A 26,331-nucleotide genomic window follows, 5' to 3' on the forward strand; every position below is an offset into this window, starting at 1 on the left:
TTTATAAATTTTCAATGAACTTGGTTAATAAATGTACTCCGTACCCAGTAGCATGTTTGCTTTTTGCAAATTCATCGTCGCCAAATGCAACACCAGCAACGTCTAAATGTGCCCATGCAGCGTGCTCTTGCGTAAAATATTCTAAAAACTTAGCTGCGCTAATGGCGCCGGCCACCGGTTTTCCACTATAATTTTTAACATCGGCAATATCGCTTTCTATATCTTGTTTATAAACATCCCAAAGTGGCAATTGCCAAAGTCGTTCTCCCACTGAATCTCCCGCTTCCTGCAGTTTTTTAGAAATAGATTCATTATTGGTAAACAAAGCGCCACATTCGTAACCTAAAGTTCCAACACTGCTTCCAGTAAGTGTAGCGATATCTACAATATATTCTGGATTGTAATTTTTTATTAAATAAGAAATTCCATCAGCTAAGATCAAACGACCTTCAGCATCAGTATCAATAATTTCGATTGAGGTTCCGTTGTAGCTATGAATCACATCACTAGGTAAAAATGCTTTAGCGTCAACAGCGTTTTCGGCACAAGGAACAATCGCAGTAACTTTTACGGCTAATTGTAAATCTGCAATAAGTTGCATCGCACCAAAAACCGCAGCACCGCCGGCCATATCGCACTTCATATGCAGCATTCCAGTCGTTTTTATGTTAAGTCCTCCAGTATCAAAAGTGATTCCTTTTCCCACTAAACCTACATGTTTCAAGTTAGGAATAGTCGCAGCTGGAGTATAATTCATTATAATGAATTGTGGTTCGTTTTGACTCCCTTTGGCTACAGCCAAAAAAGCTCCAAGTCCTTCTATTTCACAAGCTTCTAGACCAAGAACATTTACCTCAAAACCGTATTTCTCTCCTTTATCTTGAGCCCAGTTGGCCAAATATTTCGGTGTGACCTTGTTTGGTGGTAAATCAACTAATGCTAAAGTTTGAAGTTGGGCACTAGCTATTTTAATTGCTCTATCAACTACTGTAGTATAATCTTTAGTGGACAGAATTTCCAATTCAAAATTAGCGTCTAAAAATGGATGCTCGTTCTGATTTTTATAATGACCTAAATTATAGGTACCTAACAACAATCCCGAAACCGTGGCTTCCACTTGCTCATTATTGAATTCTTCTGGTATAAATATAGCGACACTTTCTCCGAAAACTTCTTTTTCCTTAAACGAAATTCTCCTAGCAATTGTTTTTAATGCTTTATATTCAATGGTTTTCCCAAGTCCGACAAATAGATAGGTATTACCATTTTTCTCCACTAAATAATGAGTGTCTTTCTTACCGTAAAACACTTTCGACGAAATTTCTAAATCTTCAAACTTAATGGAATTAATACTTTTAGCAGCGGTTTCAAAAACAGGAATCAATACCGTTCCTGAAAAATTATCTAATTTATCTATTTGTTTAGTTTTCATTTAATTGTCTTTGGTGTTAAAAAAAAGCCACTCTATTGCTTTTGGAAATTCATCACTCCAATAAGTCTCGTTGTGTTTTCCTTCTTTATTGATGCTTAAATTAATTTTCATTTTATCTTTTACAAACTCACTTGCAATCGCTCTTTCTTTGAAGTTTTTTACATGTTCAATCATGGTATCACTTTCATCGCCACCGGCATACAAATATATTTTAGTGTCCTCTGTTTGCTCTTCGTCCATTTTTATTTTCATTTCGGGTTTTACCCAAAGTGAAGGCGAAAAGATCATCAATTTACCAAATACTTTTGGATATCGCAAACCGCTAAAAATACTAATAAGTCCGCCCATCGAACTCCCTCCAATTCCGGTATTAGCACGGTCTTTTTTAGTGCGGAAATTATTATCTACAAAGGGTTTCAAGGTCTTGGTCACAAAACGAATGTATTTTTTCCCCTGTCCTTTTCCTAATATTGTTCTGCCAACATTGTATTCTTGAATTCTATCTTCGTCCGCATGTTCAATAGCAATTATAATAATTTTGCCAATTTTATATTCTGACATTACTGCCAGTTTTTTGTCTATTTCCCAATTGCCAAATTCAGCATTCTCATTGAATAAATTCTGTGCATCCTGCAAATACATTACCGGATAACTTTCGTCCGAGGTATCATAGTCATGCGGAAGTAACGCCCATATTTTTCTAGTTCGATTCAGCTGCGGAATCTCAAATTCATCAGAGATAAGAAGAACCTGTGGCAAATAGTTTTGCTTAAAAGGCAGCCAGTTTTTTCGCCATCTTCCTACGTGTTCCTTTTGTACTCCTGTGTGCTGCGTCGTAGATCTGTTTTCAGTACGATTTCCTTCGCTGTCAATTTCCACTTCACTCCAATCACCTTTTGTAAACTTGTACAAAAGTGTTTCTGGGTAGTCGAAATCATGTGTAAATTTGAAATGATATACGCCAGTTCCAATTCTCTCCATTACAAACTCCTTGTCTTGGGTACTCCAGTTGTTAAAATTTCCTGCGAGATATACTGGACGTAAATCGTCTTCGTCTGTGGTTAATATTATGTGAAGTCCTGTTTTTATGATGGTTTGCTTTGGTTCTAATGTACTAGTTGTATTGTCAAAATTCATAACGCGTATAGTGGTATTTTGTATAATAAAAGTAAATATAGTGGATTGGGACCTGAAATAAAAGAAAAAAGAAAACCCAATAGTAAATGAAAATACTATTGGGTTTGCAAAGTTTAATTTAACAAGAAAAAAAGCTCTATTTCTGGCGGCTTTTTAAAACGTCAATTACATCGTTGATTTTGAATCCTTTCGCTTGAAGCAAAATGAGATAATGAAAAAGCAAGTCTGCACTTTCACTTAAAAACAAGTCATCGTTATCATCTTTTGCCTCGATGACCACTTCGATTGCTTCTTCACCCACTTTCTGTGCAATTTTATTGATTCCCAATTTGAACAAAGAAGCCACATAACTCTTTTCAGAATCTGCGTTCTCTCTTCGTACTTGAATCGTTTCTTCTAGATCAGAAATAAAACCGTAATCCGATTTATTCTCTGTTGCCCAGCAAGTATCAGTTCCTTTGTGACATGTTGGTCCTTCTGGTTTGACTTGAATTAACAAGGTGTCCTTGTCACAGTCATTTTTGATGTCAATCAGATTCAAAAAGTTACCGCTTTCCTCACCTTTTGTCCAAAGTCTTTGTTTGGTACGGCTATAGAAAGTTACTTTTTTAGTATCTATTGTTTTTTGATAGGCTTCTGCATTCATGTAGCCTAACATCAAAACAGCATTGGTTTCGCTATCTTGAATTATGGCCGGAATTAATCCATCCGTGTTTTTTGAAAAATCTATGTTCATTTTAATTTAGGATTTAAGATTTTCGATTTAGGATTTTATAGCCTAACTTCGATATTGCTGTTTTTAAGTTCTATTTTCAATTCTTTTATTTCGATTTCTTTAAAATGAAATACGCTAGCCGCTAATGCTGCATCCGCTTTTCCATCTTTAAAAGTATCTACAAAATGCTGAATGTTCCCAGCACCTCCCGAAGCAATTATCGGGATATTGACTATACTTGAAAGCTTGGCCAACGCTTCATTTGCAAAACCATTTTTTGTACCATCATTATCCATGGATGTAAACAGGATTTCCCCTGCTCCTCTTTCTTCCACTTCTTTTGCCCAATCAAATAGGTTTAATTCCGTTGGTACTTTTCCACCAACTAAATGCACTATCCATTGTTCGTCAATCTGTTTGGCATCGATTGCAACAACTACACATTGACTTCCAAATTTTTGAGCCAAATCATTAATCAATTGCGGGTTTTTTACTGCCGAGGAATTGATAGAAACCTTATCTGCACCATTTTGAAGCAAAATCTCTACATCTTCTACAGATGAAATTCCGCCACCTACCGTAAACGGAATATTTATAGTTGATGCTACTTTTCGCACTAAATCAACTAAAGTTTTTCTTCTTTCTTCGGTTGCAGAAATATCCAAAAACACCAATTCATCAGCTCCTTCATCCGAATAGATTTTAGCTAATTCCACCGGATCACCGGCATCACGTAAATCTACAAAATTAATACCTTTTACCGTTCTACCGTCCTTTATATCGAGACAGGGGATGATTCTTTTTGTTAACATGGTTTTTATTGTTACACAGAGATTCGCAAAGTTAAATAGAGATACAAAAAATTCTTAGCAAATCTTTGTGTTTACTTTGTGTCTCTTTGCGGAATGTTCTATCGCTTTATAAATTCATTTAATTCTTGTTACAAAGAGGTTCTCAAAGAAATCACAGAGATTCACAAAAACTTTAGTGAATCTTCATGTTTGCTTTGTGTTACTTTGCAAAATAACCTTATTTATTTAATACATAGTTTTCTAGTTGTTTCAAACTAATTCGTCCTTCGTAAATGGCTTTTCCTATAATGGTTCCTTCGCAACCTAATTCGGCTAATCTTGGTAATTCATCAAAGGTAGAAATTCCCCCCGAAGCGATTAACTTTATTCCGTTGACTTCCGCCAGAATTTTAGAATATAATTCAAAACTCGGTCCTTCAAGCATTCCATCTTTGGCTATATCTGTACAAATAACATGTTGAATCCCTTTAGCTTGATATCCTTGTATAAAGGGAATTAAGTCTTCATCAGATTCTTCTAACCAACCTGATACCGCTACTTTTTCATTATTAGCGTCTGCTCCAAGAATAATTTTATCCGCGCCGTATTCTTGAATCCATTTTTCGAATAAAACTCTGTTTTTAACCGCAATACTTCCACCGGTAATTTGGTTAGCGCCGCTTTCGAAAGCAATTTTTAAGTCGGCATCCGATTTTAAACCACCACCAAAATCAATTTTTAGCTTTGTTTTAGAAGCGATTTGCTCCAATATTTTATAGTTGACAATCTGACTTGATTTTGCGCCATCTAAATCTACCAAATGCAAGTATTCAATGCCGTGAGCTTCAAATTCTTTGGCTACTTCTAATGGATTTTCATTATAAATTATCTTGGTGTTGTAATCTCCTTTTGACAAGCGAACACATTTTCCGTCGATGATGTCTATTGCTGGTATTATTCTCATTTGATTTTTGATTGTAGATTAACGCTTTTTTTTAGTTAAGATTGAAATTGACTTTTGCCATTAGATTATTTATAATTTTAGAAAATTTCCTAGAATTTTTTCTCCCACATCGCCGCTTTTTTCAGGGTGAAACTGGGTTCCGTAAAAATTATCTTTTTGCAAAGCTGATGCGTATTCAACTTCATAATTTGTGGTTGCAATGGATTCCGCACAATCTGGGGCATAAAAACTATGTACTAAATACATGTATTCGTTTTCAGCGATTTCATCGAATAAAGGCGATTTCAAGTTATAAATTTGATTCCAACCCATTTGTGGTACTTTTACCTTTGGAGTGAATTTAATCACATCCACATCAAATATCCCCAAACCTTTGGTATCTCCTTCTTCTGATTTGTTGCACATCAACTGCATACCCAAACAAATTCCTAAAACAGGTTGTGTCAAAGTTGGAATTAGACTGTCCAAACCACTTTCTAGAAGCATTTTCATCGCTGAACTGGCTTCGCCCACGCCTGGAAAAATCACTTTATCCGCAGCTTTTATTTCGTCTGGATTGTTACTTAAAACCGCTTTGAAGCCTAATCTTTCAATGGCAAACATAATGCTTTGAATATTTCCTGCTCCGTAATTTATGATTACTATTTTCATTTTTATCCTATTACTCCTGCAAGGTTTCCAAAACCTTGTAGGTTTATTTATTTTTGAATGCCTACAACGTTAAAAAAAAACTTGCAGGAAATTACGATTCTATAACATCCCTTTCGTACTTGGCAAAATCATTTTCTCGGTATCGCGTTTTACGGCAACTTTTATCGCTTTGGCGAAAGCCTTAAAAATAGCTTCGATTTTATGATGTTCGTTTTCTCCTTCAGCTTTGATATTGATGTTTGCTTTTGCTCCATCAGAGAAAGATTTAAAGAAATGTAAAAACATCTCTGTTGGCATTTTCCCTACCATTTCTCGTTTGAATTCGGTTTCCCAAACCAGCCAGTTTCTACCCCCAAAGTCAATAGCTACTTGCGCTAAGCAATCATCCATTGGCAAACAAAAACCATAGCGCTCAATGCCTAATTTATTTCCTAATGCTTTCGCAAAAACTTCACCTAAAGCAATTGCGGTATCTTCAATAGTATGGTGTTCGTCAACTTCTAGATCACCTTTTACAAGGATTTCTAAATCCATTTGGCCATGACGGGCAATTTGGTCTAGCATATGGTCAAAAAAAGCAATTCCAGTTTCAATTATGCTTTTCCCTGTTCCGTCTAAGTTCAGATTGATGTAAATATCGGTTTCATTCGTTTTTCTCGAAATTGTAGCTGAACGTGCTTCTAATTTCAAAAACTCATATATTTCTTTCCAATCAATTGATTGTAAAGTGATAACATCATCCAATTCTTCGCGCTTGGAAGCTATTTCTGTAACTCCAGCACCTTCGCTAACATTCATGAAAATGGCTTTTGTACCAAGGTTTTTAGCCAATTCGACATCTGTTAAACGATCTCCTAATACAAAGGAATTTGCCAAATCGTAAGCGGGATTATCGATGTATTTTGTTAACATTCCTGTTCTTGGTTTGCGCGTTGGCGCATTATCCTCCGGAAAAGAACGATCTACAAAAATATCATCAAAAAGAACACCTTCATTTTCGAAAGCTCTTAAAATGAAATTTTGAGTAGGCCAAAAAGTGTCCTCTGGAAAACTATCTGTACCTAATCCGTCTTGATTAGTCACCATGACCAATTCGTATTCTAATTCTTTAGCAATTTTAGCTAAATATTGAAATGCTTTTGGATAAAATTCCAGTTTATCTAAACTATCTAATTGATATCCTTCTGGTTCTAAAACGATCGTTCCATCACGATCGATAAAAAGTACTTTTTTCATTTGTATATTTTTTAAAACTCTTTTAGGGTTCAAAACCCTGAAAGAGTTGTTATCATTAACAGCTTTGCAAAGCTTCCATTAACTTCTTATTTTCTTCCGCTGTACCAATAGTCAAACGCAAGGTGTTTTCACATAAAGGTTGGGTTGTTCTGTTACGAATCACAATTCCTTTAGCTATCAATTCTACATATCTTTTATTGGCATCATCTACTTTTATTAAAACAAAATTAGCTTCTGTCGGATAAATTTTTGATACAAAATTAACTTCATTTAATACTTTAAGTAAATCATCTCTTTGTATTACAATTGAGTCTATTTCTAATTGTATTTTTTCTTTATCTGCTAATCTTTCTAATGCTCTTTGTTGTGTTAATTCATTCACATTATAAGGTGGCTTTATTTTGTTTAAAACCGAAATAATGGCTGCAGATGCATAGCAAATCCCCAAACGAATGCCCGCTAAACCATACGCTTTTGATAAGGTTTGCGTAATGATCAAATTAGGGTATTCATCTAATTCATTTAACCAACTTTGCTTCTTTGAAAAGTCGATATAAGCTTCATCAATTACTACCAATCCCTTAAAATTTTGAAGTAAAGTAACCACACTTTCATCAGAAAAAGAATTTCCTGTTGGGTTATTCGGCGAACATAAAAAGATCATTTTTGTATTTGCGTCGACAGCTTCTAAAATAGCATCAATCTCGGGCTGGAAATCTTGAGATAATAAAATCTCTCTATTTTCAACTGCATTAATATTCGCCAAAACACCATACATTCCGTACGTTGGTGGTAAAGTGATTACATTGTCAGTTTTGGGTTCGCAAAAAGCTCTGAATAATAAATCCAATACTTCATCACTTCCGTTACCTAAAAGAACTTGATCTACTTTCAGATTTCTTTGTTTAGCTAAAACGGCTTTTACACTACTTTGCTGCGGATCTGGATAACGATTCACTCCATTTTGATATGGATTTTCATTGGCATCCAAAAATATCATTTGAGCAACATCAAAATCTTTGAATTCATCACGAGCAGATGAATACGGTTTCATTGTTTTAACGTTCTCACGAACTAAATTATTTATGTCGAAACTATTTTTCATCTTTAATCGCTTTTAATCGTAATGTCACTGCATTTTTATGTGCTTGCAAGCCTTCTGCTTCGGCCATAATTTCAATCGCTTTTCCAATATTTTGAATTCCAACTTTAGAAATCTTCTGGAAAGTCATCGATTTTGTAAAACTATCTAAGTTTACACCACTATAATTCTTAGCATAACCATTCGTTGGTAAAGTATGATTTGTTCCAGAAGCATAATCTCCCGCACTTTCCGGTGTATAATTCCCTATAAAAATAGAACCTGCATTTTCGATTCCATCAATATAAAAATCATCAGATGACGTACAAACTATAAAGTGTTCTGGGCCATATTCATTGATTAAATCTAATGCGATTTGGTCATTTTCGACAAAAATCATCTTTGAATTGGCAATAGCTTTTTCGGCAATTTCTTTTCTTGGTAAAGCGTCTAATTGAATTTGGATTTCTTCTTCAACGGCCTCGATTAATTTTTTTGAGGTTGACACCAAAATTACTTGGCTGTCCGTTCCGTGCTCTGCTTGCGACAATAGATCTGAGGCTACAAATGCTGGAACAGCGCTATCATCTGCAACAACCAATAATTCCGATGGCCCTGCAGGCATATCAATTGCTACACCATATTGGGTTGCTAATTGTTTGGCTACAGTTACAAATTGATTTCCTGGTCCAAAAATTTTATGTACTTTCGGAATCGTTTTGGTTCCAAAAGTCATAGCAGCGATCGCTTGAATTCCGCCCACTTTTAAAATTTTAGTGACTCCACATAAATTAGCGGCATATAGTATAGCTGGATTTATTTTTCCAGTTTTATCTGGCGGGGAACATAAAACAATCTCTTTACATCCCGCGATATTTGCTGGTACCGCAAGCATCAATACGGTAGAAAACAAAGGTGCCGTTCCGCCTGGAATATATAAACCTATCTTTTGAATTGGTCTTTTTTCTTGCCAGCAATTAACTCCTTCTATAGTTTCGACTTCAACGCGACTTGTTTTTTGTGCTGCGTGAAACTTTTCAATATTACTTTTAGCCAATTGTATTGCCGCTTTTAGTTGATCCGAAACTGCAGCGACAGCCTCCTTTATTTCCGTTTCAGTCACCTCTTGATTACTGATCGTCACGCCATCAAATAACGAAGTATATTTTGAGATTGCTTCATCTCCTTTTTTCTGAACCTCTTTAAAAATTTCTTTTACGGTTTGCTCGATATCGTCAACCGTTTTAGTTGGTCTTTCGAGTATCGCAAACCAGTTTTCGGGAATTGGGTTGTATATTTTGTTCATTTTATTGTAGTTTAACCGCAAAGTTCACAAAGGATATTCGCAAAGTTCGCAAAAGTATCAATTAGACGTTTTTATTAAACTCATAATTCATACTCATAATTTATATTTTTATAGTACCATTTTTTCAATAGGACATATCAAAATTCCTTCGGCACCAGCCTCTTTCAACTGATCAATTACATCCCAAAAAGTGTCTTTATCGATTACCGAGTGTACACTACTCCATCCTTCTTGTGCTAATGGCAATACCGTTAAACTACGCAATACTGGGAGAATTTTTCCAACTTCCTCTATTTTATCATTTGGTACGTTCATCAAAATGTATTTTGATTTTCTAGCTCTTAAAACAGACTCGATTCGGAATTTTAAAGTATCAATTAGCTTTTGAACGCCTGGCGTTACTTTTGGCGAAACAGCCAAAACCGCTTCACTTTTAAGAATAATTTCAACTTCTTTTAAGTTGTTTTTGAATAAGGTACTTCCGCTTGAAACGATATCTACAATAGCATCTGCAAGACCTATATTAGGAGCAATTTCTACAGAACCAGAAATTTGGTGAATATCAACATTTACTCCAAAAGAGTTAAAATATTCAATTACTGTATTTGGGTAAGAAGTCGCGATTCGTAGTCCGTCTAGATCTTGAATCGAATTGTACTCGAATGTTTTAGGAACTGCAACTGAAACTTTGCATTTTGAAAAACCTAGTTTCTGAACAACTTGAATTCCTTTTCCTTTTTCGACTAATAAATTATCCCCAACAATGGCGATATCTACCACACCATCAATTAGATATTGAGGAATGTCTGAATTTCTTAAGTATAAAACTTCAAGAGGAAAATTAGAAGCTTCGGCTTTCAATTGATCGATTCCATTGTTGATCGAGATTCCGCAGTCTTTTAAGATTTGAATACTTTCTTCGTTTAAACGTCCTGATTTTTGAATTGCAATTTTTAATGTACTCATTGTATTTTTTTTTATTTGATTATAATATTATGTTTGAGTACAAAGGATATTAAACAAAAAACCCGTTTGATGTACTCAAACGGGTTTTAGAATAGGATGACTTACAACCATATCGTTAACACATCGCTTGAGAGCAATAATGAAAATGATGATGATGTAATTGTATAGCGAACATAATTTTGTCTTTTTTTACTTGTGCAAATATAAATACTTTTTTTATTAAAAAGCTTTTTTAGTTTAACTAAATACCGCTATTTTGTTAAAAAGCATTATTCTTCGTTTCTAGTCCTCGTAATCTCTGAATTTATGTTGTCGCTTTCAGCAGCTGAAATCCCTGCATTATCACGAATTTCAGTGTGACGTATTTCGCCACCTGAAGTTCCTACACTCGACCCTAGCACAGCTGCTCCGATCGCTAAAAATAATGTAATATAAGATGCTATTATAGCCAATTTATGATTTTTGCTACTTGTATATATTGACAGTAAGCTAAAAATCCCTGTAGCATACAATAATAAAGCTAACTTTTCAGCTAATTCTTCATGTTCGTGAATTATCTTTTTTCCGATATTAGGCATGTCTTCAACAAGTTCCTCCGCTCCTTCACCAGTATTCATGCTTAGAGCTGCAAAAAGCGCTGCAACTATGAACAAAATATAGGCTGTGTTTTTTAAAGCGTTATTTTTTAGTACTAAACCGGCTATTAATATTCCAATGCCGAAAATCGTTCCGATGATCGGAAAATGGTTTACCATTAAATGTAAATGCGCGTCGTTCATAGTATTATATTTAAATAGTTAATAATCTGTTTTTGAATAAATTCATGTGACTTGATTTATTGCAATATTTAGCCCGCCAAGGAAACTCCAATCAAGGATCCAATTCCATACGTTATTGCTGCTGCTGCCAATCCAAAGAAAACTTGTCTGAATCCCGAAAATAGAACCCCTTTTCCCGTCAACAATGTAATGGCAGCACCTATACCAAAAAGCCCTATTACACTGCTACCGACACTCAAAAGTATAGCATTTTTCCCATCTAAAAACATAAAAGGGTATAAAGGAATAATGGCTCCAATTGAAAATAAAACAAAGGAAGCGATTGCCGCCTCCCAGGCTGAACCTCCCAATTCCTCTTTATCTATGCCTAGTTCTTCTGTGATTATGGCATCAATAGCTGTTTCATGGTTTTCAAAAGCTTTATCTGCCAGTTTTTGAGCTTCAATCACATTCATTCCTTTGGCCTGATATAATAAAACTAATTCTTTTTTTTCTTCTTCAGGAGACGCTTCTAATTCTTCTGTCTCTAAGTCGATTTGCCGTTGATTCAATTCTCTAGAACTTTGAACCGAGAGCCATTCTCCTAGTGCCATCGAAATAGCTCCAGCCATCAATCCTGCAATTCCCGTCAATAAAATAGTATTGTTAGAGACTGCAGCTCCAGCAACACCCATAACCAAACTCATGTTAGAAACCAGACCGTCATTAGAACCTAAAACAGCTGCGCGTAAGGCATTTCCACCGACTGATTTATGTCGGCTTTCAAATTTAGAAAGAAAACCTCCAGAGACATTTAAAGCGGCATTATTGTTCACCGCTTCAATTATATTAAGGTGATTGTGTTCAAAACCAGTTGGCTTTTCTCCTTTTTCAATTTTATTCTTTATCGAATTGACAGCAAACTGTTTTTCGATACTTGACAAGCTACTGATTATGGATCCATAACCAAAAAGCTTACCCAACTTGAGCTGAAATTTAGCTCTTGAAGATGGAGCAGGCATTTTGTATTTCTGTTCAATAGTCCTTACTTTATCCAACATATGTTGCGCATGCCCTTTCTCAATATCTGACAAACTACGTAAGACCCTATTGAGATTTTCATCAGCTTGAATCTCGGCAATGCTATCATAAAGAAAAGCAGTGTCAACTTCAGTTTGCAGTTGCCCTTTCAATTTATTTAAATCCATACTTTATAATTAATTAACAACGTCAAAAACGCCTTTTGTTAAAATTTTAGAAGAAGAATTAATTTGATTATCAGGAATAATTTCAACATATTTCTCTGACTTCTCTCCTATTTTGACCGCAATCTTCTTAAAAGAATAATTGTCGTTTTTTTCTTCCTTTAATAAAAGTACGTAATTTTTGTCGTTCTCAGTAATCAAAGCTTCTGTTGGAATGGCCAGTCCTTTTTTAGAATCTACCACAATTACCGCTTCCACAAACATTCCGGTGATTAATTTTTGCTTCATATTGTCATCTAAATGCCCGTGAATGTTAATTGTTCTGTCATTTCCTTCAATAGATTTTCCTACCAAATGTACTTTAGCGTGGAACACTTCATTTGTCGCTTCTGGTACTGTAAAATTGATGTCCTGATCCACTTTTACTTTTAATATGTCCTTTTCGAATACATTCAATTCTAAATGTAAATGATCCGTTTCAATAATTTCAAGCATCACATCTGAAGGCGCTACATACATACCAACATTGGCATTCATTACCACGATGTCTCCCGAAATAGGAGCATAAATAGTAATTATAGAGGTCAATTTACCGTTCTCGACGTATGCGGGATTAATGCCTAACAGCTGCAATTTTGCTTTTAAACTTTGATACATTGCTTTTGCTCTTCGATACTCGCTTTCCGCTTTTAGATAGTTTTTTTGAGAAGTAATTTTTTCATCAAACAATGTTTTTTGACGCTCGTATTCTGATTTTAGATATTTAATTTGCTCGGCTACTTCCAAATATTCTTTTTGAATATCAAGAAATTCTGTGTTCTCTAAAGTCAATAATACTTGTCCTTTTCTCACTTTATCACCTACTAGTAACCTAGTTGCTTTGATGTTTCCTCCAACAAACGTAGTTACTTTGGCTCTGTTTTGTGGCGGAACATCTATCTTTCCAGCTGTTTTTACAGTTACTTCAAAATCTTGTTCAATAGGACTTCCAATTTCCATTGACGAAGATTTAAATTGAGGCAGTGTCACCATGACTAAAGTAGCATCGGTAGCAACTGCTTCTTCTGTTTTAGTTTCTTTGCACGAAAATAGAACGATTGACAAGGCGAGTATATATAGTGTTTTTTTCATTTTTTATGTATTAGAAATTAAGGTATTGTGAATCGAGTTGGGTTGCATTGAATTGAAGTACATTGTCTAGGTATTCAACTTGAATAGCTGTTGCGTTCTCTAAACTTTGAATATATTGGAAGAAATCAATTTCTCCGTGTTTATAACTTAAATTCGCCACCTTAATAATTTCATCCGATAACTTTTTTCCATATTGGTTGTAATAATTTATTGATTCCTGGTACTTGGCTAATTCGTTCTTTTTTTGTTGAATAAACTGTTCTCTCTTGTGTTCTGCGTTTTGCTTTTCTTGCTCCCAACTTTGTAATTCTAACTGAGCCACCTTTGATTTTGAAATATTTCCCGAGAATAAAATGGGAACCCCAATTCCAATTTGAAAACCATTTAATGATTGTGACAATCCTGTATTCGAACCTCTAAAATATTCTAAATGCAAATCTGGCAGCCAATGTTGTTTTTCAAGTCTGATTTGATTTTTATAACTAGCCGTAACGCTCTCTAAATAAGCGTTATGAATTCCAGTACTTAATTCTTCAGTTGTATTAAATAACGGAATAATTAAATTGTTTTTTATAGCTATTTTTTCATCCGTTTGAACCAATGAATACAACAAGTTATACTGTGCTTTTTTATCATTTTCAATTTGAGACAAGTTTGTTTTTATTTGTCTAAATTTGGCTTGTGCAGTTATTTTTTCGAGATAATTGGTTTCCCCTAATTCAAAACGTCGATCACTTGCTTTTGAAAAATTTTGGTACAGACTATCCAAATAGAAATATAATTTTTCACGGTTTTGTAAATACGCAATATGATAATATACTTTAGAAATTTCTAACGAAAGTTTATTTTTTTGAATTTCAAAGCTGGCTTTTTCCTTTTCATATTCCGTTTCATAAACTTTTTTCTGAGCTCCATAAACCGTTGGGAAAGAAAACCGCTGTTGTGCTCCAAAGATCTTCAAAGGTTCATTATTAGAAGCCAGATTATTTTGATCGTAATTGTAATAAATAGTGGTTTTTTCAAAGGTGAAGGCAGTTTTTATATTAGCCTGATACTTATCTACCTGCAATTGAATGGCTTTTATGCCTTTGTTATTTGTAATACCTTTTACTATTAAACTATCTAATTCGGGATTTGAATTTTGTGCAAAGGCAAACGAAGTACTCAACAACAATAGAATTAGATAGGTGTTACTATGGTGTTTTTTAAATTTTGCCTTTTTAAACTCTTTTCCATCAAAAACCTTGAATAAAATAGGTAGTACTACCATCGTTAAAATTGTCGCTGTAAATAAACCTCCAATTACGACTGTTGCCAAAGGTCTTTGTACTTCTGCTCCTGCAGAAGAAGATATTGCCATTGGTAAAAAACCTAAGGCTGCAGCGGCGGCCGTTAGCAAAACAGGACGCAATCTATCGGTCGTTCCTTTCAATATGAGTTCATCAATGTTTTTCATTCCTTGATGTTTTAATTCTTTAAAATGTTCAATTAATACAATTCCGTTTAAAACTGCAATACCAAAGAGCGCAATAAAACCAACACCCGCTGATATACTAAAAGGCAAACCTCTCATCCATAAAAACAGTACTCCTCCCACTGCTGAAAGCGGAATTGCTGAATACACCATTAAGGCTTCTTTGATCGAACCGAAAGCAAAATACAATAAGATAAAAATCAATATTAAGGCAATAGGTACGGCAATCAATAATCTGGCTTTGGCACTTTGAAGGTTTTCGAACTGTCCTCCATATTGAACATAATAACCTGGAGGTAGTTTGATTTTTGTATTTATAATGTGCTGGATATCAGTAACCACACTTTGTAAATCCCTGTTTCGAACATTAATTCCTACTACTATTCTTCTATTCGTGTTATCTCTTGATATTTTCGCAGGACCTTCCGTGTATTCAATCTTGGCTAATTCCTGAAGCGGAATCTGTTCCCCATTAGGAGCTGAAACATATAAATTTTTCAAGTCATTAATATCATGTCTATTGCTTTGATCCAAACGAATCACCATATCAAATCGTTTCTCACCTTCAAATACATTACCCACTGTTTTTCCGGCGAATCCGAGCGCAATCATATCATTTAGTTCCGAAATATTTAAACCATAACGAGCAATTTTAGAACGATCGTAACGCACGGTCATTTGAGGTAAACCTTCTGTTTTTTCGATAATAACATCTGAGGCTCCTTCTACCTTTTCAATGGATTTTTTGATTTCATGTGCTTTTTGAGCTAATACATTTAAATCTTCACCAAATACTTTTACTGCAACATCAGATCGAGTTCCCGAGATTAATTCGTTAAAACGCATTTCGATCGGTTGGGTAAACTCAATTTCCATATTTGGAATCTGTTTTTCAATCGCTGCTTTAATTTTATCTGCCAGTTCATCTTTACTTTCTGTTGATACCCATTCTGATTTTGGCTTTAGCTTAACTATAACATCACTTTCCTCCATACTCATAGGGTCAGTAGGAACTTCGGCTGCACCTATTCTGCTCACTACTTGCTCTACTTCTGGAAAGTTTTTTAGAATAATTTGTTCTATTTTAGTCGTGGTAGCAATCGTCTTTGTCAAGGAAGTTCCTGTCTTTAATACGGGTTGAATTACAAAATCTCCTTCGTCTAATGTTGGTATAAACTCCCCTCCCATTGTAGTAAATAAAACTACTGCCATTACTAATAATCCCAAAGCGCCGTATAATACTTTTTTAGTATTCCTTAAAGCCCATGTTATGACAGGAAGATACCACGAATTAAATTTCCGTATTAATTTACTGGAAAACGAGTTTGGATTCTCTTCTTTTGGTTTCAAAAATAACGATGAAACAACCGGAACATAGGTAAAGCAAAAGATCATCGCTCCCACTAAGGCAAAACTAAACGTCATTGCCATAGGTTTGAACATTTTACCTTCTATGCCTGAAAGAGAAAGAATTGGAATAAAAACAATCAAGATGATCAATTGTCCAAAAATAGCGGAATTCATCATTTTTGAAGCACTTTTATAAGTAATCTGATCAATTTCTAGTTGACGGTCTTCCTTAGACATAGGTCCTAATTGGGCTGCTTTACTGGCTATCTGAAAAGCTATAAACTCAACGATAATAACCGCTCCGTCAATAATAATTCCAAAATCGATAGCGCCTAAACTCATCAAGTTTGCATCAATTCCGAAAATATTCATAAATGATATCGCAAATAATAAACATAGCGGAATCACAGAAGCCACTACCAATCCAGAACGCCAGTTTCCTAACAATAAAACCACGACAAAAATTACAATTAGACATCCTAAAATAAGGTTCTCAGCAACTGTAAAAGTAGTTTTAGCAACTAATTCACTGCGCTCTAGGAATCCATTTACATAAACTCCGTCTGGTAATGATTTTTGGATTTCGGCAATTCTTGCTTTTACGTCATTGATTACCTGTTTAGAATTGGCACCCTTCAGCATCATCACCTGTCCAAGTACCTTCTCCCCTTCACCGTTACCGGTAATAGCACCAAAACGATTCGCATGGCCAAAACGGACATCAGCTATATTTTTCACATAAACTGGAATTCCGTTTATATTCTTAACTACTATATTTTCAATATCGACCAGCGATTTTACTTTTCCTTCGGCTCGAATAAAATAACTCTGATTTACTTTTTCGATATAAGCACCGCCGGCAATACTATTATTGTTTTCAAGCGCCGTAAAAACATCTGTAGTACTGATGTTCATGGCTTTTAACTTAGAAGGAGTTATTGCAATTTCATATTGCTTTAAATAACCACCCCAAGTATTTATTTCAACCACCCCTTTTATTCCGGATAATTGACGTTTTACCACCCAGTCTTGAATAGTTCTTAAATCAGTTACAGAATATTGATTTTTAAATTCAGGTTTTACCTCGAGAGTGTATTGGTAAATTTCCCCAAGACCGGTAGTAATGGGTCCCATTTCTGGAGTTCCAAAACCTGCTGGGATTTTCTCTGATGCCGTTTTAATTTTTTCAGCAATTAATTGGCGCGGTAAATAAGTTCCCAAATCATCGTCAAAAACAATGGTGACCACAGATAAGCCAAATTTTGAAATAGATCGAATTTCTTGTACTCCAGGCAAATTTGCCATTTCAATTTCTACTGGATACGTAATGTATTGTTCGATATCTTGGGTAGAAAGATTTCGCGAAGTAGTAATAACCTGTACCTGATTGTTGGTAACATCTGGGACGGCTCCTATAGAAATTTGGAAAACAGAATAGATTCCGAATCCAAATATTCCTAAGGTAAATAGTAAAACAATAAGTTTGTTTTTAAGACTAAAAGCAATAATTTTTTCAAGCATTCTTTACTTTATTTTATTTTTCAAAAATACAGTAAATCGGTAAGGATTGTCTTAAGAACTACTTAAGGTCTTCTTCATGAAAGCTTAACATTACAGCAGTTCCCACATTTTCCTGGCTTAAAATTTGAACACCAATACTAAGTAGTAGACATAACTTTTTCACGATTGATAGTCCCAATCCCGTTCCTTTAATTTCAGGATGCTCTGTTGAATTAGATCTAAAAAATTGATTAAAAACTTTTTCAACATCCTTAGAAGCTATCCCAATACCTGAATCGATTATACTGCATTCAATTGTATTATTATCTTCTGTTATAGTAATAGCTAATTTAGTATTTATATCCGAATATTTTAATGCATTAGAAATTAAGTTATTAATTATTATTGAGAATAAATAGATATCGGTTTCAATATAATAGTCCTTTTTAAATTCTGTTGTAACCTGAATATTTTTAGTTTGAATTGTATTCGAATATCTTGAAATTGAATCTAGAATAACTGCATTTAAACAAATTTTCTCCTTTTTTAAGCTTTGTTTTTGATTTTCAAATCTCGCAAGCAGCAGCAATTGATCTACCAGATTGTTTAAGCGGTTAACTTCGGAAATACAATAATTAATTTTTTCTTCGTACTCTTCAACGTTTCTTGGCTTTCTTATTAAAACCTCTAGCGTTCCTTTTATTACGGTCAAGGGAGTCCTTAATTCATGCGAAGCGTCAGAGGTGAATTCTTTTTCTCTTTCAATGGTATTTTCGATTCTGTCTAATAAGTTATTAATTGTTTTAGATAAAACATAGAGCTCATCACGATTTTGAGGCAATGGAATTCTAGAAGTCAAATTATCTTTAGTAATATTATTAGAAGTTTCTATAATAGAACTAATCGGTTTTATACTTCTCCCGGCAATAAACCGTGCAATCAGAAAAAGTACAATTAGAATTAGAGGAAAAGCAATCATTAACACTTCAGATAAGTTTTGAAGGACCATTGAAGCATCTTCCAAAGACATTGCAATCAATAAATAACCTATCTTTTTTGTTTGGTTGTATATTGGAATCTGTATTTGCCGAATTTTATTGCTTAATAATTTGGTGTCAAATAGCTCATTATCGTCGATATTCTTATGAAGTCTTAAGTTTTCTTTTTTTAGGTTGGGTGATTTTTCAATTAAAAAACCATTATTATCTAAGAATTGAATAAAAACGGGGTTTACATCAACAGTGTTGTGCTCCCTTTCTTTCCATTCTTCGACATGAATAATAAAAATAGTGTTATCTCTTATTTCAATTTCGTTCATGTGATTCTTTACCTCTTTGCCAATATCATTATTGAGATGATTGTAAACGCTGAACTTTACAATGGAATAAATAGTAAAAAACACCACAAAAATCAATAAAGCTGTGGTGATAATATAGTTGAAGGCAATTCTATTTTTAAATGAAAATTTTTGCATTAGTACTTATTCATTTGCAATGTAACCTACACCGCGAACTGTTTTTATATAGTCTTCTTCGATTTTTAAATTTAACTTTTTACGGATAGCATTGATAAAAACATCAATGACACCAGTATCATAATCAAAATGAATATCCCAGACATCTTCTATAATTTGATTTCGGGTACATACTTTCCCTTTGTTTTTGACAAGGTAACACAACAGATTAAACTCTCTATTGGTTAGCTGTACTTCCCTTTCATGAGATAAAACGACATGTTTTGCAATATCAATCTGTATTGTGCCAAGAGTTAGAATATCTTGTTCATTTTGATTTCGGAAATGAATTTTGATGCGTTCCACTAATTCTTCAAAACTAAATGGTTTCTTGATATAATCATTAGCTCCCGCCTTTATCCCTTCAATTGTTTCTTGAACCGTGTCCTTAGCCGTCAAAAATAGTATCGGTGTGCTAGTGTCTTTTTTTCGAATAGCCTTACACAAATCCAATCCACTCATTTTAGGTAACATCCAATCCAACAAAATTAAATCAAATTGGTGTTTCTGTATCAATTCAAATCCTTGGAGTCCATCAGAAGCACTCGTTATTTGGTAGCCTTCCTCCTCTAAACCTTGTTGAAGAAATTGTACAATACCCGCTTCATCTTCCACTATTAAAATATGCATATTCTTGTTTTTTATTCCAATAAAAATTTAAAACCTAAAGAACCAATATTTGCTGAAAGGCCATCACTTCGAGTGTAATGATTCAATCGTAAATCTATTGATTTTAATCCTAAAACAAAGATTTTAGCTCGAGTAAAAATATCAGTATAAGTGAAACCTAAACCATATTGACTGCTGTCGAATTTTGATAAGTCATAATCCGAAGTATAATATTTCTCTGTTGAAAGATGTTTTTCATAGGGAGCAAAATAATCTGAAGCCGTTTGCGTATAATAACGGAACATGGGATAAGCAGTGAAACTGGCGCTGATTTTAATAGGTAACTCAATTGATGCTGTATGCGCTTGAATACCCCAATTGTCTTGATAATATCTATAATAGGTTCTGGCAACGACGAATTCATTGATATAAAAATTGAGTCGTGCTCCTATCGGAATTTTAAAATGGGTACTCGGTAGTCGCTCTTTGTCATCGGCTAATTGATATACTCCTCTATTTTCTGAAGTGGTATATACTGGAATATATTGTGATTGCCCTATGTAATAATTTGCTTTATCAGCAAAATAGACTCGTTGATAAGGAGTTCCTAATAATCCTTCCTGCTGCAAAACATCCATAAAAATAGACATTTGAATCTTCTTTGTCAGTATTTGAGAGAATGAAAAGGAAGCCGAGTACGAATTTCTGTTTGACTTATCGTAAGGTTTAAATGCCGATGGCAAATACCCATTTGATGTAGCACCGTTTTGATCTAAAATGCTAACCCCTACCAAATATCCTTGATTTTGAAAATTTGCACCGTACTGCGCATATTCATGAAGCTCTGTTGGATATATCGGTCTCCACTGGTCTAAATAAGCATTGGCTTTTATGCTTATCTCGGTGTTTTTCTCATTAAACAACTTGGTAAACCCTCCTCCAAAGCCAATGGAAGTATAATCATACTCATTCGAAAAAGAAACATCAGCACTCCAAATGTTATTTCTATTATCCGAATTATGACTGTAATTTGCACTAACAGACGCCAATTGATCGCTCTTTGAAGCTCCCGATGAAGCTTGCCAAGGAGTGCCATACGTATTAGTCGCAGCGGCATTTTTTCCAATTGCCGTTTTATCATCATATCCAGCTCCAGAAGCCCCCGTTGCATTAAACGGATTAATATTGCTTGAAGAGGCAGAAGTATAAGCCGAAATCCCTACATCAAAAGTTAAGACATCATCCTCATTTAGCGGAACGGCCACTACAATATTTGAAGCTATATCAGATAGTTTTTCTGAACCTATTCCACCGCTAACGGCAGAATGCGTACCATCCTGATTGTAGTAACTTAGTAATAAATCCACTTCGGTATTTTCTAAAACTCTCTTTTTAAAAGTGGTCGTTGAATCTTTAACTTGGGCAACAACAGCCATGTTTATTAACAAAGCCATCGCAAATATTATTTTTTTCATCTTGCTATATTAATTACAACCACATCCACCACCTGTTTTTCCGCCATTGGCACCTGCTGCAGCCTCACGATATACCTGAAAAGTGGTTTCGTATTTCTCAGACGGTTTTGCCGCTAACTTCATATCAGGATCGTTAATGTATAATTTATCATATTCCTTAACTGCAACACAAGATTGTAGGGTAACCAAAACGATTATAAAAAGAGCTAATCTATTCATTGTTGAATTTTTTTAAATCTATATTTTTTGATGCAAATATTTTTCCCTTATCATCGACATATATGCATCCTACTCCCGGTAATTGATTGACTAAATCTAATCCTACGTCTACTCCCATTACAAAAACACCCGTTGCTAACGCATCAGCAAACTCTGTTGATTTTGCAAAAACCGAAACGCTAATCACTCCTGAAGCAGGATAACCAGTTCTGGTATCAATGATATGTGAATATCGTATTCCGTTAAAAGTCACGTATTTCTCATAACTTCCTGAAGTCTCTACAGCGCTGTCTTCCAGCGGAAAAGTGGCGAAAATTTTGTCCTTATTTAACGGATTTTTAATTCCCACTTTCCATTTTTCTCCATTGAGCTGTTTTCCCCAGGTGTTGATATCCCCGGATATATTTACGATTCCAGCAATCACACCTTTCGAAATAAGTAATGCTTTTATTTTATCAGCAATGAATCCCTGACCAATTCCGCCCAATCCTAATTTCATTCCTTTATTTTTAAGGAAAATTGTATTGTTCCCAGCGTCTAGAATTATATTTTTATAACCCACCTTCTCCACCGATTTTTTAATTTCCTCCGGTGTAGGCATTTTGGTCATACTGCCATCAAATTTCCAGATTTTATCCATAGAGGCATAACTAATATCAAAAGCTCCTGAGGTTAATTCAGATACTTTTATCGAGCGTTCCACTAAATCAAATACTTCTTGAGGCACTTTAACTGGTTTTATTCCAGCATTTCTATTGACGTCAGAAATTGGCGTAGTCGAGATCCAGTCTGAGATTAAGTTCTCAATGCGAGACACTTCGGCAACAGCCATGTCAATATAAGCATCGGCTTCCGAAATGTCTTTGGCTTCAACAATCATTTCAAACGGACTACCCAACATAGACAATGTTCTTTTTTGGGTGACTTGTCCAGAGACCACGACACCAACAAATAAGAATAAAATTAAATATAGCTGTCGCTTCATCATCCCTTTATAAATGAGTTAAGTAGTTGGATATATTCTGTAGGAGTTACGTTTTTGTAACTGGTCTTACCCAATACTTTTCCGTTAAAATCCAAAATAACAACTAAGGGAAAAATACCGTCTTTATTATACATTTCAGCCAAACCTTCATTTTGTTTTTTAAGATCAGCCTCCAGTTGATTTTGTTTTTTCTTAGGAAAATCAGCACGCTCTAATACTAAATTAGTTGCAGCATATTCCTTGAATTCTGCAGATTGCCAAATGTTCTTATCTAATTTTATGCATGGTGCACACCAGTCTGATCCTGAAAACACTAATAAAATTGGCTTCTTTTGACTAACAGCTTCTTTTTTAACGAGTTCAAAATTTGTTTTCCAATCTTGAGAATACCCTATACTTATCACAAAAAGGAACACTATTACCATCGCTTTTTTCATTATCATTATCATTTTACTTTTAAATCGATTATTATTAACTCCTTCAAAACCAATTTGTAGGCGGTCTTTTCTCAACACTACCTAATCTTCATCAAATGTAACTCTAAATCAAAATCAATATTGTTAAAAAAATCTCATCTTAAGTGAAAATTAAGAATGATTGCCCTCATAATTGAACGATTTATAAATCTAAATACCTTAATTTGTAAAAAAAACATGTCATTCTATAAAAAATTATCCCCTTTTTATAATCTTATTTTTTTCTATGTAACAGTTAGTTTCATACTAAGAATCATACTGCTCTTCCATCCCATCACTGATACCTTGTTTATTTGGACAGATGCCTTAAAGATTTTTATCTTTGGTTTCGTTTCTGATATTTTTGTTTTTATACTCGCCAGCGGCTTCTTATGGTTGTATTTGATTTTTATATCTAATGGGAAATACCTAAAACCCTACGGCTACATTGTCTTTGGACTATTTATAACCTTATTTCTTTACATAGCTTCAGGAAAATCAATTCTGAATGAATATGGCGGCGCATTACCAAAGATTGGTCTTATATTCGTTGGGATAAAAACGTTTTTATTTGGACTTTTACTTTTTGCACCAAAACACCGTGACAAAATTAGATATTGGCTTTTTGCCTTCGTTATGTTTTTATTTGTTGTTTTGATATTACAAAATGCGATTAGTGAATACTTTTTCTGGAATGAATTTGGAGTAAAATACAATTTCATTGCGGTTAATTATTTGGTTTACACTAATGAGGTAATTGGAAATATTATGGAGTCCTATCCAGTAATTCCTTTGTTTTCGGGACTTTTTATAATAGCGGGGATCGTTACTTATTTTATACTAAAAGGATCCCGAAGTTATATAGAAAGTATTCCTACATTTGTTGAGAAAATTAAAATATCAGGAATCTACTTTGTTTTGTTTGGTCTTTCGTTATTGGCGATTCCGTTTTTGGCAACTAAAGAAAATTCTCAGAATATTTTTTCAAATGAATTACAATCCAATGGAATCTATAAATTTTATTTGGCTTTTATGAATAGTGAATTGGACTATTTTAAATTCTATAAAACACTGCCCGAAAAAGAAGTTTATGCCTTGCTAGGTCAGCAAATTCCTGGCCTTACTGGAGAATCTACTTTAAGAGAAATTAAAAGTACCGCTGCCGAGAACCATAAAAATGTAGTTTTAATCACTATCGAAAGTTACAGTGCCGATTTCATGAAAACCTATGGCAACGATAAAAATATCACGCCATTCTTAGATAGCTTAGCCACACAAAGTTTACTTTTTACTAATTTTTATGCTTCGGGAAATAGAACCGTTCGCGGTTTAGAAGCAGTAACTTTATGTATTCCTCCTACTGCTGGAGAAAGTGTTGTAAAAAGACAAGACAATAAAGATAAATTCTCAACAGCAAGTGTTTTTAAGGCGAAAGGATATAGTGCGAAATACCTATACGGCGGAGATGCTTTCTTTGACAATATGGAAGATTTCTTTTCAGGAAATGGTTACGATATCGTAGATAAGAAAACACTGCTGCCACAAGAAATTACTTTTTCTAATGTATGGGGTGTTTGTGATGAAGACATGGCTAACAAAGCTATTAGAGTCATGAATGAAGAAGCTAGAACAGGAAAGCCGTTCTTCAACCATTGGATGACGGTAAGTAACCATAGGCCTTTTACCTATCCAAACAATAAAATTGATATTCCAGGTGATGTAAAATCACGTGAAGGTGGAGTTAAATATACAGATTATGCACTAAACAAATTTTTTACAATGGCCAAAAAACAGCCTTGGTTTACTAATACTGTTTTCGTCATTGTATCAGATCATTGTGCATCCAGCGCAGGAAAAACCGAACTACCAGTTGATAAATACCGAATTCCAGCGATGATCTACAGTCCTGGATTTATTCAGCCACAGCGTTACACCAACTTGATGTCGCAAATAGACCTTATGCCAACGTTGTTTGGGCTTTTAAATTTTAACTACCAAAGTAAATTCTTTGGTCAAGATGTTTTAAAGTCAGATTACAGACCAAGAGCGTTGATTGGGACGTATCAAGATTTAGGAATGATAAAAGACAATGTCTTAACCATCATTTCACCGAAGCAAGAAGTAAAACAATTTGAATTGACTTTATTGCCGAAAGCTGGAGTTGAGCCTGATTTCCAAATTTATTACGATCAAAAACCTTTGAAAAAAGAAAGAACTGATTTAGTACACGAAACAATCTCTTACTATCAAGTAGCTTCGGATATTTTGAAGAAGAAGAAATACCAGAAATAACTAAATCCAATAAATAAAAAAGCCTGTGAAATCATTTTTCACAGGCTTTTTTATATCCAACTGGATGATTTTTATTCGGCATCCTTTTCAATTTCAAGACCAAAAAGGTCTCCTTTTTTAAAGAGTTTACTATCCTTTTTATAGGCTTTAGCATTACGCTTAGTAAGCGCTTCAGAATCTAATTTGCTTAAATCCGGTTTTCCTGCATTAACCCAGGCCGTATACCAGAAACTAGCAGTTACAGTAATCGCTTTCTTCATTTGGCTTTCGACCATTCCGTTTAAGGCAGTATGAAATTTAGCAGCATATTCGTTTGTATATCTTGCGCTGTTGTATTTGTTTTTCACCACATTTCCTTCTGCATCCGTCACAAATATTTGATTTGCGCCTAATGTTGTTCTAAGACCTTTATCGGCTGCCAAAAGAGGAGCAACTAAACTGTGAGTATCACTAATCATGTCCCAGGTTGCTTTATTCACATCTTCATAATAATGTGCAGGAGCTACTGTAAATTTGTAATCTTTAACAAATAATTCAGGTAATCTGCTTTCCCACAAAGAGTGAATTCCTTTCTGATCCGTCAATTGTCCGTCGTGATTGTCAGAAGTGTGTAATGGCATATGCGCATCGGCGATATAATGTCCTAAATCGGCAGCAATAAATAAGATTTCTGATTTTCGTTTGTCCTTGAATGCTTGTGTTAATTTAGCCATCATATCTTGGATATGCCAAGGTAATGTTCCGTTTTTAGCTAAAAATTTGTCGTCATATTTCTTTTTGGCTTCAGCCATAGACTGTGGAAAACTATCAACACTACCAAAATTTTCCATATCAAAATAATGTCTCGGGGTCTCCGCCTTATCTTGCAAAATATACTTTCTTAAGTCTGGAACAGTAGATTCGTGGGTTATAAAATCAATATGGTTGTAAAAGAAAACCTGAAGCGGTTTTGGCAAAGCCATCACAGCTGCTTTATTAATTCTTTCATGTCCGACGAATCCCCACGATAAGGTTAGAAATCCAATGAATATTGCAGTTAGCAACAGTATTGTACGCTTAAATTTAATTTTTATCATTACATTTATT

22 protein-coding genes are annotated in these 26,331 nt (G+C 34.5%); 1 reads left to right on the forward strand and 21 read right to left on the reverse strand.

The features are described from left to right. Position 1 precedes the first annotated feature (1 nt). The 20 genes from FQU23_RS05535 to FQU23_RS05630 form a co-directional block, all read right to left on the reverse strand. Entirely contained in the window at positions 2 to 1,432 is a 1,431-nt protein-coding gene (locus FQU23_RS05535) for a leucyl aminopeptidase family protein (protein WP_147672986.1), read from the reverse strand. Next, positions 1,433 to 2,569: an alpha/beta hydrolase gene (locus FQU23_RS05540; RefSeq protein ID WP_147672987.1), complete on the reverse strand. Its 1,137-nt coding sequence runs from the start codon at positions 2,567 to 2,569 to the stop codon at positions 1,433 to 1,435. Positions 2,570 to 2,705: 136 nt separating this feature from the next. Next, positions 2,706 to 3,305, reverse strand: coding sequence for a bifunctional phosphoribosyl-AMP cyclohydrolase/phosphoribosyl-ATP diphosphatase HisIE (gene hisIE / locus FQU23_RS05545; RefSeq protein WP_147672988.1), 600 nt, complete (start codon positions 3,303 to 3,305; stop codon positions 2,706 to 2,708). Positions 3,306 to 3,340: 35 nt separating this feature from the next. Next, complete coding sequence (gene hisF / locus FQU23_RS05550) at positions 3,341 to 4,096, reverse strand: imidazole glycerol phosphate synthase subunit HisF (RefSeq protein WP_147672989.1); 756 nt, start codon at positions 4,094 to 4,096, stop codon at positions 3,341 to 3,343. Positions 4,097 to 4,313: 217 nt separating this feature from the next. Further along, positions 4,314 to 5,039, reverse strand: coding sequence for a 1-(5-phosphoribosyl)-5-[(5-phosphoribosylamino)methylideneamino]imidazole-4-carboxamide isomerase (gene hisA, locus FQU23_RS05555; RefSeq protein ID WP_147672990.1), 726 nt, complete (start codon positions 5,037 to 5,039; stop codon positions 4,314 to 4,316). Positions 5,040 to 5,108: 69 nt separating this feature from the next. Next, positions 5,109 to 5,690: an imidazole glycerol phosphate synthase subunit HisH gene (hisH, locus tag FQU23_RS05560; RefSeq protein WP_147672991.1), complete on the reverse strand. Its 582-nt coding sequence runs from the start codon at positions 5,688 to 5,690 to the stop codon at positions 5,109 to 5,111. A 99-nt stretch (positions 5,691 to 5,789) separates the two neighbouring features. Continuing rightward, positions 5,790 to 6,926: a bifunctional histidinol-phosphatase/imidazoleglycerol-phosphate dehydratase HisB gene (gene hisB / locus FQU23_RS05565; RefSeq protein ID WP_147672992.1), complete on the reverse strand. Its 1,137-nt coding sequence runs from the start codon at positions 6,924 to 6,926 to the stop codon at positions 5,790 to 5,792. 55 nt (positions 6,927 to 6,981) lie between these two features. Continuing rightward, a complete protein-coding gene (gene hisC / locus FQU23_RS05570) occupies positions 6,982 to 8,031 on the reverse strand; it encodes a histidinol-phosphate transaminase (RefSeq protein WP_147672993.1) in 1,050 nt (349 codons plus the stop codon). After that, positions 8,021 to 9,313 carry a histidinol dehydrogenase gene (hisD, locus tag FQU23_RS05575; RefSeq protein WP_147672994.1) on the reverse strand — a complete coding sequence of 431 codons (1,293 nt, stop codon included), beginning with the start codon at positions 9,311 to 9,313 and terminating at the stop codon, positions 8,021 to 8,023. Before hisD ends, hisC begins: the two co-directional genes overlap by 11 nt. Before the next feature lie 108 nt (positions 9,314 to 9,421). Continuing rightward, entirely contained in the window at positions 9,422 to 10,279 is an 858-nt protein-coding gene (hisG, locus tag FQU23_RS05580) for an ATP phosphoribosyltransferase (RefSeq protein ID WP_132109635.1), read from the reverse strand. A 269-nt stretch (positions 10,280 to 10,548) separates the two neighbouring features. Further along, positions 10,549 to 11,058 (reverse strand): hypothetical protein, encoded by a 510-nt coding sequence (locus FQU23_RS05585; RefSeq protein WP_147672995.1) that lies wholly within the window; start codon positions 11,056 to 11,058, stop codon positions 10,549 to 10,551. 68 nt (positions 11,059 to 11,126) lie between these two features. Beyond that, the gene (locus FQU23_RS05590) at positions 11,127 to 12,245 is read right to left on the reverse strand and encodes a VIT1/CCC1 transporter family protein (RefSeq protein ID WP_147672996.1); all 1,119 of its coding nucleotides are present in this window, start codon (positions 12,243 to 12,245) and stop codon (positions 11,127 to 11,129) included. A gap of 9 nt (positions 12,246 to 12,254) precedes the next feature. Further along, entirely contained in the window at positions 12,255 to 13,373 is a 1,119-nt protein-coding gene (locus tag FQU23_RS05595; protein ID WP_147672997.1) for an efflux RND transporter periplasmic adaptor subunit, read from the reverse strand. Between the two features lie 10 nt (positions 13,374 to 13,383). Continuing rightward, on the reverse strand, positions 13,384 to 17,718 hold the full coding sequence (locus FQU23_RS05600) for a CusA/CzcA family heavy metal efflux RND transporter (RefSeq protein ID WP_147672998.1): 4,335 nt from the start codon (positions 17,716 to 17,718) through the stop codon (positions 13,384 to 13,386). A 58-nt stretch (positions 17,719 to 17,776) separates the two neighbouring features. Beyond that, positions 17,777 to 19,171: a sensor histidine kinase gene (locus tag FQU23_RS05605; protein WP_147672999.1), complete on the reverse strand. Its 1,395-nt coding sequence runs from the start codon at positions 19,169 to 19,171 to the stop codon at positions 17,777 to 17,779. A 6-nt stretch (positions 19,172 to 19,177) separates the two neighbouring features. Beyond that, on the reverse strand, positions 19,178 to 19,840 hold the full coding sequence (locus FQU23_RS05610; RefSeq protein WP_147673000.1) for a response regulator transcription factor: 663 nt from the start codon (positions 19,838 to 19,840) through the stop codon (positions 19,178 to 19,180). Between the two features lie 11 nt (positions 19,841 to 19,851). Continuing rightward, positions 19,852 to 21,294 carry a DUF3570 domain-containing protein gene (locus FQU23_RS05615; protein WP_147673001.1) on the reverse strand — a complete coding sequence of 481 codons (1,443 nt, stop codon included), beginning with the start codon at positions 21,292 to 21,294 and terminating at the stop codon, positions 19,852 to 19,854. Positions 21,295 to 21,303: 9 nt separating this feature from the next. After that, positions 21,304 to 21,513: a DUF4266 domain-containing protein gene (locus FQU23_RS05620; protein ID WP_147673002.1), complete on the reverse strand. Its 210-nt coding sequence runs from the start codon at positions 21,511 to 21,513 to the stop codon at positions 21,304 to 21,306. Beyond that, positions 21,506 to 22,498 carry an FAD:protein FMN transferase gene (locus FQU23_RS05625; RefSeq protein ID WP_147673003.1) on the reverse strand — a complete coding sequence of 331 codons (993 nt, stop codon included), beginning with the start codon at positions 22,496 to 22,498 and terminating at the stop codon, positions 21,506 to 21,508. Before FQU23_RS05625 ends, FQU23_RS05620 begins: the two co-directional genes overlap by 8 nt. After that, positions 22,498 to 22,935, reverse strand: a complete 438-nt coding sequence (locus FQU23_RS05630) for a thioredoxin family protein (RefSeq protein WP_147673275.1) — start codon at positions 22,933 to 22,935, stop codon at positions 22,498 to 22,500. The genes FQU23_RS05625 and FQU23_RS05630 overlap by 1 nt, the downstream gene beginning before the upstream one ends. 216 nt (positions 22,936 to 23,151) lie before the next feature. Here FQU23_RS05630 and FQU23_RS05635 point away from each other — a divergent pair, with 216 nt between their 5' ends. Further along, a complete protein-coding gene (locus FQU23_RS05635; protein ID WP_147673004.1) occupies positions 23,152 to 25,245 on the forward strand; it encodes an alkaline phosphatase family protein in 2,094 nt (697 codons plus the stop codon). A 71-nt stretch (positions 25,246 to 25,316) separates the two neighbouring features. Here FQU23_RS05635 and FQU23_RS05640 read toward each other — a convergent pair whose 3' ends face one another. After that, positions 25,317 to 26,321, reverse strand: a complete 1,005-nt coding sequence (locus FQU23_RS05640) for a zinc dependent phospholipase C family protein (protein WP_147673005.1) — start codon at positions 26,319 to 26,321, stop codon at positions 25,317 to 25,319. Positions 26,322 to 26,331 lie beyond the last annotated feature (10 nt).

The sequence above is a fragment of the Flavobacterium sp. XN-5 genome (assembly GCF_008033395.2).
Classification (GTDB): Bacteria; Bacteroidota; Bacteroidia; order Flavobacteriales; family Flavobacteriaceae; genus Flavobacterium; species Flavobacterium hiemivividum.

What these genes read in the sequence shown, in the direction of transcription:
- FQU23_RS05630 (WP_147673275.1), bottom strand. Translation starts at nt 22,935, where the DNA reads ATGAAAAAAGCGATGGTAATAGTGTTCCTTTTTGTGATAAGTATAGGG.
- hisD (WP_147672994.1), bottom strand. Translation starts at nt 9,313, where the DNA reads ATGAACAAAATATACAACCCAATTCCCGAAAACTGGTTTGCGATACTC.
- FQU23_RS05585 (WP_147672995.1), bottom strand. Translation starts at nt 11,058, where the DNA reads ATGAACGACGCGCATTTACATTTAATGGTAAACCATTTTCCGATCATC.
- FQU23_RS05615 (WP_147673001.1), bottom strand. Translation starts at nt 21,294, where the DNA reads ATGAAAAAAATAATATTTGCGATGGCTTTGTTAATAAACATGGCTGTT.
- FQU23_RS05590 (WP_147672996.1), bottom strand. Translation starts at nt 12,245, where the DNA reads ATGGATTTAAATAAATTGAAAGGGCAACTGCAAACTGAAGTTGACACT.
- FQU23_RS05625 (WP_147673003.1), bottom strand. Translation starts at nt 22,498, where the DNA reads ATGAAGCGACAGCTATATTTAATTTTATTCTTATTTGTTGGTGTCGTG.
- FQU23_RS05540 (WP_147672987.1), bottom strand. Translation starts at nt 2,569, where the DNA reads ATGAATTTTGACAATACAACTAGTACATTAGAACCAAAGCAAACCATC.
- FQU23_RS05535 (WP_147672986.1), bottom strand. Translation starts at nt 1,432, where the DNA reads ATGAAAACTAAACAAATAGATAAATTAGATAATTTTTCAGGAACGGTA.
- hisB (WP_147672992.1), bottom strand. Translation starts at nt 6,926, where the DNA reads ATGAAAAAAGTACTTTTTATCGATCGTGATGGAACGATCGTTTTAGAA.
- FQU23_RS05620 (WP_147673002.1), bottom strand. Translation starts at nt 21,513, where the DNA reads ATGAATAGATTAGCTCTTTTTATAATCGTTTTGGTTACCCTACAATCT.
- FQU23_RS05640 (WP_147673005.1), bottom strand. Translation starts at nt 26,321, where the DNA reads ATGATAAAAATTAAATTTAAGCGTACAATACTGTTGCTAACTGCAATA.
- FQU23_RS05605 (WP_147672999.1), bottom strand. Translation starts at nt 19,171, where the DNA reads ATGCAAAAATTTTCATTTAAAAATAGAATTGCCTTCAACTATATTATC.
- hisA (WP_147672990.1), bottom strand. Translation starts at nt 5,039, where the DNA reads ATGAGAATAATACCAGCAATAGACATCATCGACGGAAAATGTGTTCGC.
- FQU23_RS05600 (WP_147672998.1), bottom strand. Translation starts at nt 17,718, where the DNA reads ATGCTTGAAAAAATTATTGCTTTTAGTCTTAAAAACAAACTTATTGTT.
- FQU23_RS05610 (WP_147673000.1), bottom strand. Translation starts at nt 19,840, where the DNA reads ATGCATATTTTAATAGTGGAAGATGAAGCGGGTATTGTACAATTTCTT.
- hisIE (WP_147672988.1), bottom strand. Translation starts at nt 3,305, where the DNA reads ATGAACATAGATTTTTCAAAAAACACGGATGGATTAATTCCGGCCATA.
- FQU23_RS05595 (WP_147672997.1), bottom strand. Translation starts at nt 13,373, where the DNA reads ATGAAAAAAACACTATATATACTCGCCTTGTCAATCGTTCTATTTTCG.
- FQU23_RS05635 (WP_147673004.1), top strand. Translation starts at nt 23,152, where the DNA reads ATGTCATTCTATAAAAAATTATCCCCTTTTTATAATCTTATTTTTTTC.
- hisC (WP_147672993.1), bottom strand. Translation starts at nt 8,031, where the DNA reads ATGAAAAATAGTTTCGACATAAATAATTTAGTTCGTGAGAACGTTAAA.
- hisH (WP_147672991.1), bottom strand. Translation starts at nt 5,690, where the DNA reads ATGAAAATAGTAATCATAAATTACGGAGCAGGAAATATTCAAAGCATT.
- hisF (WP_147672989.1), bottom strand. Translation starts at nt 4,096, where the DNA reads ATGTTAACAAAAAGAATCATCCCCTGTCTCGATATAAAGGACGGTAGA.
- hisG (WP_132109635.1), bottom strand. Translation starts at nt 10,279, where the DNA reads ATGAGTACATTAAAAATTGCAATTCAAAAATCAGGACGTTTAAACGAA.